Genomic DNA, 15,432 nt, shown 5'->3' on the forward strand with positions numbered 1-15,432 from the left:
TACGGGCGGTGGCGGGCGGCGGGCGTTCAGGCCGCGCCGGCGAGACGCAGCCGCAGCACCTCCAGCACCATGCGCGCCGTCGAGATATTGGTGGCGCACGGCACGTTGTGCACGTCGCACGCGCGCACGAGCGCGTTGATGTCGGGCTCGTGCGGCTGCGGCGTCATCGGGTCGCGCAGGAAGATCACCATGTCCACGCGGCCCTCGGCCAGTTGCGCGCCGATCTGCAGGTCGCCGCCGTGCGGGCCGGAGAGCATGCGCTCGACCTTCAGGCCATGCGCCGCCTCGATGCGCGAGCCGGTCGTCCCCGTCGCGATGATGTCGCATTGGCGCAGGGCATCGGCGTATTCGCCCGCCAGTTTGACGATGTCGTCCTTCTTGTGGTCGTGCGCGATAAGCGCGACGCGGGTTGGCATGGCTTCGATGCTCCTTCGTTTCGGGTGGTATGGCGTTGAAGTCGGGTTGGGGGTGCCCGGAATTTGCCGGCTCAGAACGTCCCGGGGTAAGCGCCGCCGTCGATCAACCAGTTCTGACCGGTAATGTAGCCTGCATGCACGCTGCACAGGAACGCGCAGGCGCGCCCGAACTCGTCGGGCGTGCCGAAGCGGCGCGCCGGAATCGTCGCGATGCGGCGCTCGCGCACTTCCTCGATCGGGCGGTTGCTGGCCTTCGCCTGGGCGACGATGGTCGCCTGGATGCGGTCGGTGTCGAAGGCGCCCGGCAGCAGATTGTTGATCGTCACGCCGGTGGCCGCGACCTGGCGCGCGATGCCCGCGACAAAGCCGGTCAGGCCCGAGCGCGCGCCGTTGGAGAGGCCGAGCACGTCGATCGGCGCCTTCACGGAAGAGCTGGTGATGTTGACGATGCGCCCGAAACCGCGCGCGATCATGCCGTCGATGGTCGTCTGGATCAGCGCGATCGGCGTGAGCATGTTGGCCTCGAGCGCGGCCGTCCAGGCCTCGTGCGTAAAGCTGCGGAAATCGCCCGGCGGCGGCCCGCCCGCGTTGTTGACGAGGATGTCCGGCTCGCCGCAGGCGGCCAGCGCGGCGGCGCGGCCTTCGGCCGTCGTGATGTCGCACGCCACGGCGCTCACCCGGACGCCCGTGCTCGCGCGGATCGCTTCGGCGGTTTGCTCCAGCGTCTCCCGCGTGCGCGCGACGATCGTGACGTTGACGCCCTCGGCCGCCAGCGCTTCGGCGCAGCCGCGGCCGAGGCCCTTGCTCGCCGCGCACACCAGCGCGCTGCGTCCTGCGATGCCCATGTCCATAGGGTTCGGTCCTGGTCCGGAAAACACGACAATTGCGAATTGCGTAAAAAGCCGCCGCGAACGGCCGCTCCGCCTTTCCGGGATTCTAGAAGAATCGCAGCCGGCGCGCCTGTCCCGTCCGCGCATGCCGGGCATGCGCGGGCGAGGCCCGGCGGACGTCCCGCGCATGTCCGAAAGGAGGCAGTTCCCGTATACTTGCGGCTGTTCCCCGATTCCTCTTGCAGCCTTGCGCGCCCGCCATGAAACAGGACAGCCGCTTCCCCAACCTCTTCATCCTCGACCACCCGCTGATCCAGCACAAGCTGACCCACATGCGCGACAAGGACACGTCCACGCGGACGTTCCGCGAGTTGCTGCGTGAAATCACGCTTCTGATGGGCTACGAGATCACGCGCGATCTGCCCATGACCACGCGCCGCGTGCAAACGCCGCTCGTGGACGTGGACGCGCCCGTGATCGCCGGCAAGAAGCTTGCGATCGTGCCGGTGCTGCGCGCGGGCGTGGGCATGTCCGACGGGCTGCTCGAACTGATCCCGTCGGCGCGCGTCGGCCACATCGGCGTGTACCGGGCCGACGACCACCGCCCCGTGGAATACCTCGTACGCCTGCCGGACCTCGAAGACCGCAACTTTATCCTGTGCGACCCGATGGTCGCGACCGGCTATTCGGCGGCTCACGCCATCGACGTGCTCAAGCGCCGCGGCGTGACGGGCGAGCGCATCTCGTTCCTCGCGCTCGTTGCGGCGCCCGAGGGCGTCGAGGTATTCCAGAAGGCCCATCCGGACGTGAAGCTCTACGTGGCGTCGCTCGACTCGCACCTCAACGACCACGCGTACATCGTGCCCGGTCTCGGCGATGCCGGCGACCGCCTGTTCGGCACGAAGAACTAGGGACGCTGCGGCGTCGTGTCTGGCGCAGGCACCCGCACGCACGCGCCTGCGCTGCCCCTGCAATCCGGCCTTTCCCGCATCCCGGGGCAAGGCCGGACGGCCCCGCCGTGATAAAATTCAGATCCACCTGAACGGGCATCCGGGGCGTTCGCCGCGCTTTCGCGAGCCAATCGGCCCTGGCGCGACCTGGCAGGACAAAGCAGCGCAAAGCCGAACAAGGCGAGACGAAGCCGGCCGGGACGCGCCGCCGGCGGCGCCTCGCGCACGGGCGGGCAAACCGGCGGACAAGACACGCCTGGGTGCCCCGGCCGCGCGCCGCACCAAGGCATTGCGCGGGCGTTGCGCACGAGGCCCGCGCCCGCGAACACGCATCGACAACTGCATATTGCACACTGCACGCGCCCGCGCCGGCGCATGCGACGGAGAAAGGTATGGCGGGTCATTCGAAATGGGCCAACATCAAGCACAAGAAAGCCGCTGCTGACGCGAAGCGCGGCAAGGTCTGGACGCGTCTCATCAAGGAAATCCAGGTGGCGGCGCGCATGGGCGGCGGCGACATCGACTCGAACCCGCGCCTGCGGCTGGCCGTCGACAAAGCCTACGACGCCAACATGCCCAAGGACAACATCAACCGCGCCATCCAGCGCGGCGTGGGCGGCGTGGACGGCGCGAACTACGAGGAAATCCGCTACGAAGGCTACGGCATCAGCGGCGCGGCCATCATCGTCGACACGATGACCGACAACCGCACCCGCACCGTCGCGGAAGTGCGCCATGCGTTCTCGAAGTTCGGCGGCAACATGGGCACGGACGGCTCGGTGGCGTTCATGTTCGATCACGTCGGCCAGTTCGTGTTCGCGCCGGGCACGGCCGAGGACAAGCTGATGGACGCCGCGCTCGAAGCCGGCGCCGACGACGTCGTGACCAACGACGACGGCAGCATCGAGGTGGTGTGTCCGCCGTTCGACTTCCCGAAGGTGAAGGCTGCGCTCGAAGCCGCGGGCTTCAAGGCGGAAATGGCCGAAGTGACCATGAAGCCGCAGACGGAAGTCGAATTCACGGGCGACGATGCCGTGAAGATGCAGAAGCTGCTCGACGCGCTCGAAAACCTGGACGACGTCCAGGAGGTGTACACCAACGCGTCGATCGCCGAGGAGTAAGCGCCGCGCCGACGCGCAAGGGCATCCGCCCCGCCCACGTTTTCCACGGCCGGCACGGCAAGCGCCGGCCGCAACTGTTTCTGGTTCTGGTCTTTCGGGGATACACATGAAGTTACTCGTCGTCGGTTCTGGCGGCCGCGAACATGCGCTGGCGTGGAAACTCGCCCAGACGCCGCGCGTGCAGCTCGTCTACGTCGCACCGGGCAACGGCGGCACCGCGCAGGACGAGCGGCTCGCCAACGTCGACATCACGGACATCCACGCGCTCGCCGACTTCGCCGAGCGCGAGCAGGTCGCGTTCACCGTGATCGGGCCGGAAGCGCCGCTCGCGGCCGGCATCGTCAATGTGTTCCGCGCGCGCGGCCTGAAAGTGTTCGGCCCGACGAAGGAGGCCGCGCAGCTCGAAAGCTCGAAAGACTTCGCCAAGGCGTTCATGAAGCGCCACCACATCCCGACCGCCGCCTACGAGACCTTCTCGGACGCGAGCGCCGCCCACGCCTACGTCGAGAAAAACGGCGCGCCCATCGTCATCAAGGCGGACGGCCTCGCCGCGGGCAAGGGCGTAGTGGTGGCGATGACGTTGGAGGAGGCGCACCAGGCGATCGACTCGATGCTCGCCGACAACAAGCTCGGCGACGCCGGCGCGCGCGTCGTGATCGAGGAATTCCTTGCCGGCGAGGAAGCGAGCTTCATCGTCATGGTGGACGGCAAGCACGTGCTTGCGCTCGCTTCGAGCCAGGACCACAAGCGCCTGCAGGATGGCGACCAGGGCCCGAACACGGGCGGCATGGGCGCCTACTCGCCCGCGCCCATCGTCACGCCGCAACTGCACGCGCGCGTGATGCGCGAAATCATCCTGCCGACCGTGGCCGGCATGGAGAAAGAAGGCATCCGCTTCACGGGCTTCCTCTACGCCGGGCTGATGATCGACGCGCAGGGCAATCCGAAGACGCTCGAATTCAACTGCCGCATGGGCGACCCGGAAACGCAGCCGATCATGGCGCGCCTGAAAGGCGACTTCCCGAAGGTCTTCGAGCACGCCATTGCCGGCACGCTCGACCAGGTCGAGCTCGAATGGGACCGCCGCACGGCGCTTGGCGTCGTGCTGGCGGCGCACAATTACCCGGATACGCCGCGCAAGGGCGACCGCATCAGCGACATCCCGGCCGAAACCGCCGACTCGGTGACCTTCCACGCGGGCACACAGTTCGTGGACGGCAAGCTCGTCACCTCGGGCGGCCGCGTGCTGTGTGTGGTGGGCCTCGCGGACTCGGTGCGCAGCGCCCAGTCGGTGGCCTATGAGACCGTCAACCGGATCTCCTTCGACGGCATGCAGTATCGCCACGACATCGGCTACCGCGCGGTCGGCCGCAAGCAGTAGGCGCAAACGGCCAGATCGTGCCGCGCGGAAATGCGCAGGCACGATCCGGCCGCCATTTCAGCACGCAACGCCTGGAGCACGCTGGCCGCGTCCGGCCTTGTCGTATCGCTGGCACCACAGGTACCGCCGCACGGCGATCCGGCGCCGGCCCGATCGGCGCTACACTGCCGCTGTCGGCCCCGCCAGGCTCGCAGGAACGCGCGACGCCGGCCCCAGAATCAACCCGCGACCAACCCGCGACGCCGCCAGTACGATCAGGGCACGCCGCCCGCTTTTTCACCGATGACCGATTCGACCCGCCCCGGCGCGCAAGACGCGCGCGCCAACTCCGACGGCGCTACCGGCGCCGACAGCGCGGCTGTTCGCGCCTGGCTCTCGGGCCTGCAGACGCAGATCGCCGACGCGCTCGGCGCCTTCGACGGCACGCCGTTCGCCACCGACCGCTGGCAGCGTGCGCCGGGCGAGAAGCTGCGCGGCGGCGGCTGCACGCGCATCCTCGAAGGCGGCCAGTTCTTCGAACGCGCGGGTATCGGCTTCTCCGATGTCGCGGGCGACGCCCTGCCGCCCTCGGCCACGGCGGCACGCCCCGAACTCAACGGACGCGGCTTCGAGGCGATGGGCGTCTCGCTCGTGCTGCACCCGCGCAATCCGTACTGCCCGACCGTGCACATGAACGTGCGCATGCTGCTCGCCACGAAGGCCGGCGAGGCGCCGGTGTTCTGGTTCGGCGGCGGCATGGACCTCACGCCGTACTACGGCTTCGAGGAAGACGCGCAGCACTTCCACCGCGTCTGCCGCGACGCGGTCTCCCCTTGGGGCGAAAGCCTGTACCCGCGCTTCAAGCGCTGGTGCGACGAGTATTTTTTCCTGAAGCACCGCAACGAAGCGCGCGGCGTGGGCGGCATTTTCTTCGACGACTACGCCGAGGGCGGCTTCGAACAGGCGTTCGCGCTCACGAAGAGCGTCGGCGAAGCCTTCCTCACGGCCTATCTGCCGATCATCGAGAAACGCCGCACCCTGACGTACGGGGAAGCCGAGCGCGACTTCCAGGCGTACCGGCGCGGCCGCTACGTCGAATTCAATCTGGTCTGGGACCGCGGCACGCATTTCGGTCTGCAAAGCGGCGGACGCACCGAATCGATCCTGATGTCGATGCCGCCCACGGCAAACTGGCGCTACGACTGGCAGCCGCAGCCGGGCACGCCCGAGGCGCGCCTCTACGCCGACTTCCTGCCGGCGCGCGACTGGATCTGACACCGTGATGCCTGCACTGTGAACCCAGCCTTCCCGCCCCGACCGCTCGCGCGCCGCGTGGGTCTCTTCGGCGGTACCTTCGACCCGATCCACGAGGGCCATCTCGCGCTCGCGCGGCGCTTTGCCGAATTGCTCGACCTCACGGAACTGGTCCTGCTGCCGGCCGGCCAGCCGTGGCAGAAGCCCGAGGTGAGCGCGGCCGTCCACCGGCTCGCGATGACGCGCGCGGCCGCCGGCTCGCTCGTGCTGCCGGGCGTCGCGGTCACGGTCGACACCGACGAAATCGAGCACGACGGCCCCACCTACACGGTCGAGACGCTGCGGCGCTTTCGCGCCCGCGAAGGCAACGCGGACTGCTCGCTCACGCTGCTGATGGGCGCCGACCAGTTGCTGCATCTCGACACCTGGCAGGCGTGGCGCGAGCTATTCGAGCTTGCCCATCTGGGCGTGGCGAGCCGCCCCGGCTTCGATTTCGCGGCGCTGCCGCGCGCGGTGGCCGCCGAAGTTGCCGGGCGCCGGGCGGCACCCGCTGCGCTCGCGGCCACGCCGCACGGCCACGTCGTGATCGACGAACAGCTCGCCTACGACGTTTCGGCCACCGAAATCCGCCGCCGCATCCGCGCGTGCCGCGATGCAGGCGCAAGCGGCGCACGCGAAGGCGGCACGCACACCACCGCGCCCGTTCCCGCGGCCGTGTGGGACTATATTCTTCAACATCATCTGTATCACGGGTAAACATGGACATCCGCAAACTGCAACGCGTCATCATTGACGGCCTCGAAGACGTCAAGGCACAGGACATCAAGGTGTTCAACACCAGCCATCTGACCGAACTGTTCGACCGCGTGATCGTCGCGAGCGGCACCTCGAACCGCCAGACCAAGGCGCTCGCCAACAGCGTGCGCGAGAAGGTCAAGGAAGCCGGCGGCGATATCGTCAGCACGGAAGGCGAGGACACCGGCGAATGGGTGCTCGTGGATTGCGGCGACGCCATCGTCCACATCCTGCAGCCCGCGCTGCGCCAGTACTACAACCTCGAAGAAATCTGGGGCGACAAGCCGGTGCGCATCAAGCTCTCGAACAACACCGGATTCTCGGGCGCGCGCCCGAGCGAACCGATGGACGACGACGAAGAGGACATCGAAGACGAAGCGCCGGTCGCCGTGAGGAAAAAGGCGCCCGCGAAGAAGGCCGCGGCAAAGCCGGCAACCCGGGCAACCGCCAGGCCTGCTGCCAAGAAGAGCGCCGCAAAGCCCGCGGCGAAGGCGGCCCGCGCCCCCGCGCGCAAGACGGCCGCGCGCCGCAGCGCCGGCAAGTGAGCCCCGCCGCCCCTGCCCGATGAAACTGCATATCGTCGCCGTCGGCCACAAGATGCCGGACTGGATCGCCGAGGGCTTCGAGGAGTACACGAAGCGCATGCCGCCCGAGCTGCGCATCGAGTTGCGCGAGGTGAAGCCCGAGCAGCGTTCGTCGGGCCGCTCCGCCGAAAGCGTCATGGCCGCGGAGCGCACGCGCATCGAAGCGGCGCTGCCGAAGAGCGCGCGCATCGTGGCGCTCGACGAGCGCGGCCGCGACTGGACCACGATGCAGCTCGCCGAGGCGCTGCCCGGCTGGCAGCAGGACGGGCGCGACGTGGCGTTCCTGATCGGCGGCGCGGACGGCCTCGACCCGCAACTGAAGGCGCGCGCCGACCTGCTGCTGCGCCTATCGAGCCTCACGCTGCCCCACGCGATGGTGCGGGTGCTGCTGGCCGAGCAGCTTTACCGCGCCTGGACCATTACGCAGAATCACCCCTATCATCGCGTGTAATTGCGGCATCTGCGGCATACTGCACTGCGGCATGCCACGCCGTCGCCTGCCGCCGCGCGCCGCCGTGTCATGCAGCCCGCCCGCCACGCGGCGCCTGTACCCGACCCATCCGGTTTCCGCCACCGCCAGAGACGCTCCGATGTCCTCTACCGCGACTTATCCGTACGTCTATCTCGCCTCGCAGAGCCCGCGCCGCCAGGAGCTGCTCGCACAGCTCGGCGTGCGTTTCGAGCTCCTCCTGCCGCGCCCCGACGAGGACGCCGAAGCGCTCGAAGCCGTGCTGCCCGGCGAAGCGGCGGCCGACTACGTGACGCGCGTGTGCGCGGCGAAGGCCGATGCGGCGCGTGCGCGGCTCGTGGCCGGCGCGCATGCGCACGCGCCCATCCTCACCGCCGACACCACAGTCACGATCGACGGGCACATCCTCGGCAAACCTCACGATGCCGCCGAAGCATTCGCAATGCTCGAACGGCTCGCCGGCCGCGATCATGAAGTGCTCACGGCAGTGGCCGTCGTCGATGCCGAAGGAACCTGCCTGCCCGTCGCGCTTTCGCGCTCGCACGTGCGCTTCGCCCCCGCCGAAGCGGCCGCGATCGCCCGCTATGTCGCGAGCGGCGAGCCGTTCGGCAAGGCCGGCGCCTATGGCATCCAGGGGCGCGCAGCCGAGTTCGTCGAGCGAATCGACGGGTCCTATTCGGGTATCATGGGTTTGCCATTATTCGAAACAGCCGCGCTGCTGCGCGCGGCGCGCATTGACTTCTAGAACAACATCATGAACGAAGAAATCCTGATCAACGTCACGCCCCAGGAGACGCGCGTCGCGCTGGTCCAGCAAGGCGCAGTGCAGGAGCTTCATGTCGAGCGCACGCTCTCGCGCGGACGCGTCGGCAACGTCTATCTCGGCAAGGTCGTGCGCGTGCTGCCGGGCATGCAGTCCGCCTTCATCGACATCGGCCTCGAACGTGCCGCCTTCCTTCACGTCGCCGATATCTGGCATCCGCGCATCGCCGGCGAAGCGCATCAGGCCGTTCATCATCAGCCGATCGAGAAGACCGTCTTCGAAGGACAAACGCTCATGGTGCAGGTCGTGAAGGATCCGATCGGCACCAAGGGCGCGCGCCTCTCGACGCAGGTGAGCATTGCCGGGCGCACGCTCGTGTATCTGCCGCAGGAGCCGCACATCGGCATCTCGCAGAAGATCGAGAGCGAGGCCGAACGCGAAGCCGTGCGTGCGCGCCTGACCGCCGTACTGCCCGCCGACGAGAAAGGCGGCTACATCGTGCGCACCATCGCCGAGGACGCCACGAGCGAAGAGCTCGCCGCCGACGTCGCCTACCTGCGCAAGACCTGGGCGACCATTCTCGCGCAGGGGCAGCGCCTGCCCGCAACGAGCCTGCTCTATCAGGACCTGAACCTCGCGCAGCGCGTGCTGCGCGACTTCGTGAACGAAGAGACGACGCGCGTGCAGGTGGATTCGCGCGAGACCTTCCAGAAGCTCTCGGAATTCGCGAGCGAATTCACGCCGGCTGTCTCACCGAAGCTGCACCACTACACCGGCGAGCGACCGCTCTTCGACCTCTACAACATCGAGGCCGAGATCCAGCGCGCGCTGTCGAGGCGCGTGGACCTGAAGTCGGGCGGCTACCTCGTGATCGACCAGACCGAGGCGATGACGACGATCGACGTGAACACGGGCGGCTACGTGGGCGCGCGCAACTTCGACGACACGATCTTCAAGACCAACCTCGAAGCGGCGCACACGATCGCCCGGCAACTGCGGCTGCGCAACCTGGGCGGCGTGATCATCATCGACTTCATCGACATGGAGAACCTCGAGCACCGCGATCAGGTGCTGGGCGAACTGAAGAAGGCGCTCGCCCGCGACCGCACACGCGTGACGGTGAACGGTTTCTCGCAACTGGGGCTTGTCGAAATGACACGCAAGCGTACGCGCGAATCGCTCGCGCATGTGCTGTGCGAGCCGTGCCCCACCTGCCTTGGCAAAGGCCAGGTGAAGACCTCGCGCACGGTCTGCTACGACGTTCTGCGCGAAATCCTGCGCGAGTCGCGGCAGTTCAATCCACGCGAATTCCGCGTGGTCGCTTCACAGCAGGTGATCGACCTGTTTCTCGAAGAAGAATCGCAACACCTGGCCATGCTGATCGATTTCATCGGCAAGCCGGTGTCGCTGCAGGTGGAGTCGAATTTGAGCCAGGAGCAGTACGACATCGTTCTGATGTAGGGCCACCGAGTTCCGACGAACACCGACTAAACCATTTGCGCTACGACCCGACCGACGCCGAAGCCCCGGCCCCGTCACCGAAAGCCAGCTACTCGCCCCGCGCCGCTGTGAGGATCGCCGGGACGACCTCTGAACAGTGTCAACCGCGTACAGGAAAACCTCACCAAGGGCGGCCTGCGCGGGCGCTCGCGTAACGGGCGCGCGGTATCCATACGCCCCATCACGAGCATCGACCAGAACGAGAAACTCATCCTGTTTTTCTTTTATTGATCGGGAATCCTTGAAAGCAACGAACTGAGCTAAAGCAGTTCGCTGCCCAATTGACGTTGTCCTTTATTCAACAACCGCCGAGGGGGCACCGGAAGACCGGGGAGCGGTTTCTTTTAAACAGAGTACGCCGAGAAATCCAATCGTGACGGCTACGACACACAGGTACATCGGATACTGGATGCCGAAGTGTTTTGCCACATAGCCACCTACCACAGGTGCCAGCGCGCCACCAATGAACTCGCCTACTCCGCTGACAAGTCCTGCTGCACTCGACATCAGGTTAGCTGGCACCGATTCACCGGTGAGCGGCCCTACCGTCAGAGCGATCATTCCGAACACGAAAACGAGGGTCATTAACAGATAGAAAAACAGGGAAACCGGGTCGCGACCTGTGTTGATCAGAAGAATCAAGAAAGCGGCGGTGCCTATTACGGAAATCACCATAACCGTCTTACGCCCGATAAAATCGGAAATCATGGGCATCAGGATGGTTCCAATCGTGCTGCCAAATCCCATTGCCGACAGGACATAGCCCATTTTTTGGACATCCATCCCCTGATGATCGACGAGATAACTTGGAAGAAAGGCACTCAGCAATACCAGACAGGTGAGCCAGCAGCCCATATTCAATAGATTCAGAGGAATGTTTCGATATCCGAACAGGTCTGTCCACTTATGCGATGCTTCCTGGGGATTCCTAATCTGTCGCTGAGGAGGCGTGCCATCCGTGTTTCGCAGGACTTTCCACATGAAAAACGCCAGAACCAGTCCTGGTAACGTCACGATGGGAAAGATGAAATGCCACGAAACAAATCTGAGCAACTGCGTCACGATGATTGGTGCAAGACCGAGTCCCAGGAGTGGATTCAAGGCCTGCTGGAGGCCGATATTGCGACCATGGCGCGACGGTTTCGATGCATTCAGGGTTGCCGTGATGCTGGCAGGTGCGTAAGCGCCCTCACACAGCCCCATAACTACGCGAACGAGTACAAGGGAGGTCAACCCAGTTGCTAGTCCACTCAGTCCCACGAGCAGGGAGAACAGGATGAGCGCGGGAATGATGACCTTCCGGAGACCAATTCGATCCGACAAGCGCCCCATGAAGATGGACGCCAGACCCCAAGAAAGAGAAAGCGCACCGGTTATATGGCCGAGATCCTGATAATCGAGGTGAAGATCTTTCATGATGACCGGGAATAACGGAACGATCACAAATCTATCGACACCGACCAACCCGAATCCAAGCGAAAGCAACAATACCGCTTTCCACTCGTAGCTTACGTCCCACTCCGACTGATTTCCGAGATTCACGTAGTTTGTCTCCAAATTTTATTAAAACTACTACATAATTATTTTTCGAATTCAGCAAGATACACCGCTTACGCTTTCCACTGGAAACGCGAAATTGTTTGGTGCCTTACCGTACAAATATTCGACAATTTATTGATCTGCGTCTGTCCACCAAGAGATGGACATCGCTGCCTGGAGATACGTCAATACCCCGTGGCTCCCAGCCCCTCTGGGAGGGCCTTCAATGACGAACGGCGGCCTTGACGACTCATCGTTCGTCCGAAGCTATGCATTGATGCGACGCCCGAGGAGAGGTATAGCGCAGGCGTTTCTGCCTAATGTGAAATGCAGATGGATTTCAACTCAGTAAAGCTCTCAACGGCATGTGCCCCAAACTCCCTCCCCATGCCGGATTGCTTCATCCCCCCGAATGGCAAACTCGGGTCGAGAGGAAGGTGTGTGTTAACCCACACTGTTCCCGCCTGAATCTGCGGTATTAGATTCATTACGCTGGCGAGATTTTCCGTCCACAAGCTCGCCGCCAATCCATAGACCGAGTCGTTCGCCATTTGGACCGCCTGATCAATGTTGTCATAGGGCACAACCGTGAGCACCGGCCCGAAGATCTCTTCCTTGACCACCCTGGAATCCATTGATGGCTCGGCAACGAAGAGAGTCGGCTCCATAAAATAACCCGGAAGATCAGGGATCTGCCCACCCACGATAAGTTGAGCCCCCTCGTCCCGCGCCATATCAACGCGATTAAAGACGGAATGCTGATGCCGCTCAGACACCAGCGGATTGATATCGGCGTCGGCGTCCATGCCACTACCGAACGACATCGAGTGTATGACCGAAGCGATGCCATCAACGACGGATTCCAACTGTTTGCGATGGACGTAGAGGCGTGACACGGCGGCGCAAACCTGTCCTTGATTGAAAAATGCGCCCGCAATCGCTCCTTGTACGGCTTTATCCACATTCACATCGTCCAATACGATCATGGGATTCTTGCCTCCGAGTTCGAGCGCAAAGCGTGCCATGCTCTCGACGGCTGCTTGCCCGACCTTTTTGCCCACCGCGGTTGAACCCGTGAACGTAATCTTGTTGATTTTCGTTGAACCCGAGAGGAGTTGACCAACGAGAGCATCCTTCCCTGTTACCACATTGAAGACGCCAGGCGGCACGCCCGCCTCAATTGCCAACTCTGCGAGACGCAGGGCAGTCAACGGCGTTTCCGCAGCGGGCTTCAGAACCACGGTACACCCCGCCGCGAGTGCAGGTATCAGTTTCCACACCGCAATCATGAGTGGAAAATTCCACGGCACGATCGCCGCCACAACGCCCACCGGTTCCCGTCGCGTGAACGCCGTATAGCGTGCACCTGGCTGCGCCGCAATGGACACGTCCAGCGTTTCGCCGGCAAGCTTGGTGCTCCAACCGGCCATATATCGCGTGTACTCTACCGATCCGGCTACTTCGATTCCTCTCGCCAGCCGGATCGACTTCCCCTGGTTCAGGGTTTCGATCTGGGCTAGTTCCTCCGCGTGCGTTTCGAGCAAGTCCGCCAGACGCAAAAGGATACGTTCGCGATCGGCCGGCCGAAGACCTGACCAGGTACGCGATTGGAAAGTTCTACGGGCACAATCGACGGCATCCTCGACATCCTGACTCCCGCAGTCAGCGACACGCGCGAGGACTGTTCCCGTGGCAGGGTTGAATACATCGAAACAGGCACCCGTGCTCGCGGCCGTAGATCGGCCATCGATAAAGAAGCCATGGATCCGCTCGATGAACGTCTGTACCGAGGGCAGCACCTGGGTCAGATTGTGGGCCATCACTCACTCCGGCGTAGTCGTGTTGTTGAGAAGGAAATCGGCACAACGCTCCGCGACCATAATGGTTGGCGCGTTGGTGTTCCCGGAAACGATAGTGGGCATGACCGAAGCGTCGGCTATGCGAAGTCCCTGGACCCCGTTGACCCGAAGCTCCGGCGACACGACCGCCGCCAGCCCCCCCATCCTGCATGTGCCCGCCGGATGGTAGACAGTCTTTGCATACTCTCGCACGTATGCCCTGAGCGCATCTTCGCCAACATCCGTCTCTGCGGACGGGAGCAATTCCTCCCGAATTAGACGGGACAATGATGGAGCACGCAGTATCGTTCGACCGAATTTCACACCGCGAACAAGCGTGTCAACGTCTGTATCGTCGGAAAGAGCACCGCTGTCGAACAGAATCGGATCCCTGGGGTCATCGCTGCGCAACCTCACCGAACCGCGCGATCTCGGCCGAAGAATGCATGGACTGATAGTTATTCCATGCCCCGACAAAGGTTGCCGTTCCACGTCACCAACAAGCGTGGGCACAACATGAAACTGAACATCGGGACGACTCCCACCGGATGTGTCGACAAACCCGCCACACTCCACGACATTCGACGTCAGCAAACCTGTTCGGAAGAGCTTCCACTGCAGGCCATGCTCCAATGCGCGAAGTCCACGATCGTTACCGAGCAGACTGATCGGTTCCTTTGCCCGACCATAAATCGGCACCTCCAGGTGATCCTGGAAGTTCATCCCCACGTTCGGGGAATCGTGAATCAGATCAATCCCATAGGATTTCAGATGCTCGGCAGGCCCGATGCCGGAAAGCATCAAAAGCTTCGGGGTCGCAAGTGCGCCGGCCGTCATAATGATTTCGCCGCGTACGGTGGCGCTGCCTGCCTCTCCGTCTTTTGAGCGCCATTCGACACCCGATGCACGTTTCTGCTTGAAGAGTATTCGTGTGACAGAGCTATTGGTCAGAACACGCAGGCTCGGATGGCCGAGCACCTCCGCCAGATAGGTCGCGGCGGTACTCCCCCGCTCGCCGTTGAAAGTCGTGGTGTGGTAGAAGCCAATACCGGCCTGCTGCTCTCCGTTGAAGTCGTCGTTGTACGAGAGTCCCCGTTCCTGGGCAGCCTTAAAGGCCAGTTCAAAATGGCCGCTCAGCTCGGCTGAAGATGTTCCAGCAGACGAGAGAGCAGCCGAGTTTGAGGAACGCTTCGTGAATGTCAGATCGGCGTTCGAAGCGGATGCGAAGACGACGGAAACCATGGAGCCACGAATGAGTCCGTTCGACGACCCAACGGAATTTGCCGAGGCCGCTGCCGTGTTCGGTGCGGCGTCTGGCGATGACCGGTCTGATACCGCGTTCGCGAAGTCGGTGGCGATGCGAGTCGGAATCGTAGCCACGGTCGGCGTAGAGGACCTTGGGCTTGCGAAGCGGTCGGCCGCGAGTGCCGCGAATCGGCGGGATAGCGTCGACCAGCGGCAGCAGTTGCGTGACATCGTTGCGGTTCGCGCCGGTCAGGATCACGCTGACAGGAACGCCATTCGCGTCTACGAGGACGTGATGTTTGGACCCTGGTCGTGCGCGATCGGTGGGGTTTGGCCCAGTTTTTGGCCTGCCCCAACGGCGCGCACGGACGATGAATCGACAGCCGCATATGAGAAGTCGAGCTGGCCGGATTCGCGCAGCTTGTCGAGCAGCAGCCCGTGCAGTTTGTCCCACACTCCGGCTTGCTGCCAGTCGTGCAACCGACGCCAGCAAGTCGCTCCAGAGCCGAAGCCCAACCGGGTCGGCAGATGATTCCATCGCATCCCTGTCTTGAGCACGAGCAGGATGCCATTGAGTGCCGCACGGTCCGAGACCGGCAGGCGCCCAGGGTATCGCCTGTGTCGCGGCTTGGGCGGCGGAAGTAGTGGTTCGATCAGTGCCCACAGCGCGTCATCGATGATAGGTGCCGGCATTCCTTGATCCGTTGTTCAGGCATCCAAGGTTAACCGTTTCACGGGAAAGTAAACAGCCCTTCCGGGCTCTTTTTG

15 protein-coding genes and 2 pseudogenes are annotated in these 15,432 nt (G+C 63.9%); 10 read left to right on the plus strand and 7 right to left on the minus strand.

Going from position 1 to position 15,432, the window contains the following annotated elements:
- Positions 1 to 26: 26 nt before the first annotated feature.
- Positions 27 to 416: a methylglyoxal synthase gene (locus WJ542_RS15840; protein ID WP_411190135.1), complete on the minus strand. Its 390-nt coding sequence runs from the start codon at positions 414 to 416 to the stop codon at positions 27 to 29.
- A gap of 71 nt (positions 417 to 487) precedes the next feature.
- On the minus strand, positions 488 to 1,267 hold the full coding sequence (locus WJ542_RS15845; protein ID WP_411190136.1) for an SDR family oxidoreductase: 780 nt from the start codon (positions 1,265 to 1,267) through the stop codon (positions 488 to 490).
- Between the two features lie 239 nt (positions 1,268 to 1,506).
- Here WJ542_RS15845 and upp point away from each other — a divergent pair, with 239 nt between their 5' ends.
- The 10 genes and pseudogenes from upp to WJ542_RS15895 all read left to right on the plus strand — a co-directional run.
- Positions 1,507 to 2,157: a uracil phosphoribosyltransferase gene (gene upp, locus WJ542_RS15850; RefSeq protein ID WP_411190137.1), complete on the plus strand. Its 651-nt coding sequence runs from the start codon at positions 1,507 to 1,509 to the stop codon at positions 2,155 to 2,157.
- Between the two features lie 431 nt (positions 2,158 to 2,588).
- The gene (locus tag WJ542_RS15855) at positions 2,589 to 3,317 is read left to right on the plus strand and encodes a YebC/PmpR family DNA-binding transcriptional regulator (protein ID WP_411190139.1); all 729 of its coding nucleotides are present in this window, start codon (positions 2,589 to 2,591) and stop codon (positions 3,315 to 3,317) included.
- Positions 3,318 to 3,423: 106 nt separating this feature from the next.
- Entirely contained in the window at positions 3,424 to 4,698 is a 1,275-nt protein-coding gene (gene purD, locus WJ542_RS15860; RefSeq protein ID WP_411190141.1) for a phosphoribosylamine--glycine ligase, read from the plus strand.
- 282 nt (positions 4,699 to 4,980) lie between these two features.
- Positions 4,981 to 5,952: an oxygen-dependent coproporphyrinogen oxidase gene (gene hemF / locus WJ542_RS15865; protein WP_411190143.1), complete on the plus strand. Its 972-nt coding sequence runs from the start codon at positions 4,981 to 4,983 to the stop codon at positions 5,950 to 5,952.
- Positions 5,953 to 5,970: 18 nt separating this feature from the next.
- Entirely contained in the window at positions 5,971 to 6,687 is a 717-nt protein-coding gene (locus WJ542_RS15870) for a nicotinate-nucleotide adenylyltransferase (RefSeq protein ID WP_411190144.1), read from the plus strand.
- Between the two features lie 2 nt (positions 6,688 to 6,689).
- Positions 6,690 to 7,271 carry a ribosome silencing factor gene (rsfS, locus tag WJ542_RS15875; RefSeq protein ID WP_411190146.1) on the plus strand — a complete coding sequence of 194 codons (582 nt, stop codon included), beginning with the start codon at positions 6,690 to 6,692 and terminating at the stop codon, positions 7,269 to 7,271.
- Positions 7,272 to 7,290: 19 nt separating this feature from the next.
- Positions 7,291 to 7,761, plus strand: a complete 471-nt coding sequence (rlmH, locus tag WJ542_RS15880) for a 23S rRNA (pseudouridine(1915)-N(3))-methyltransferase RlmH (RefSeq protein WP_027795514.1) — start codon at positions 7,291 to 7,293, stop codon at positions 7,759 to 7,761.
- 139 nt (positions 7,762 to 7,900) lie between these two features.
- A complete protein-coding gene (locus WJ542_RS15885) occupies positions 7,901 to 8,524 on the plus strand; it encodes a Maf family protein (RefSeq protein ID WP_411190148.1) in 624 nt (207 codons plus the stop codon).
- A 9-nt stretch (positions 8,525 to 8,533) separates the two neighbouring features.
- Positions 8,534 to 10,003 carry a ribonuclease G gene (gene rng, locus WJ542_RS15890; RefSeq protein WP_411190150.1) on the plus strand — a complete coding sequence of 490 codons (1,470 nt, stop codon included), beginning with the start codon at positions 8,534 to 8,536 and terminating at the stop codon, positions 10,001 to 10,003.
- 35 nt (positions 10,004 to 10,038) lie between these two features.
- Positions 10,039 to 10,273: pseudogene (locus WJ542_RS15895) on the plus strand (DUF932 domain-containing protein); the annotation flags it as partial.
- Between the two features lie 63 nt (positions 10,274 to 10,336).
- Here WJ542_RS15895 and WJ542_RS15900 read toward each other — a convergent pair.
- From WJ542_RS15900 to WJ542_RS15920, 5 genes and pseudogenes are all read right to left on the minus strand, one after another.
- Entirely contained in the window at positions 10,337 to 11,584 is a 1,248-nt protein-coding gene (locus tag WJ542_RS15900; protein WP_411190152.1) for an MFS transporter, read from the minus strand.
- Positions 11,585 to 11,898: 314 nt separating this feature from the next.
- Positions 11,899 to 13,404, minus strand: a complete 1,506-nt coding sequence (locus WJ542_RS15905; RefSeq protein WP_411190154.1) for an aldehyde dehydrogenase family protein — start codon at positions 13,402 to 13,404, stop codon at positions 11,899 to 11,901.
- Positions 13,405 to 14,529 (minus strand): annotated as a pseudogene (locus tag WJ542_RS15910) (GMC family oxidoreductase); the annotation flags it as partial. It lies immediately after the preceding gene.
- Between the two features lie 10 nt (positions 14,530 to 14,539).
- On the minus strand, positions 14,540 to 15,055 hold the full coding sequence (locus tag WJ542_RS15915; protein WP_411190446.1) for an IS5 family transposase: 516 nt from the start codon (positions 15,053 to 15,055) through the stop codon (positions 14,540 to 14,542).
- Positions 14,947 to 15,357, minus strand: a complete 411-nt coding sequence (locus WJ542_RS15920; RefSeq protein ID WP_411187075.1) for a transposase — start codon at positions 15,355 to 15,357, stop codon at positions 14,947 to 14,949. Before WJ542_RS15920 ends, WJ542_RS15915 begins: the two co-directional genes overlap by 109 nt.
- Between the last annotated feature and the right edge of the window lie 75 nt (positions 15,358 to 15,432).

It is taken from the genome of Paraburkholderia yinzeri (assembly GCF_046581065.1).
GTDB lineage: Bacteria > Pseudomonadota > Gammaproteobacteria > Burkholderiales > Burkholderiaceae > Paraburkholderia.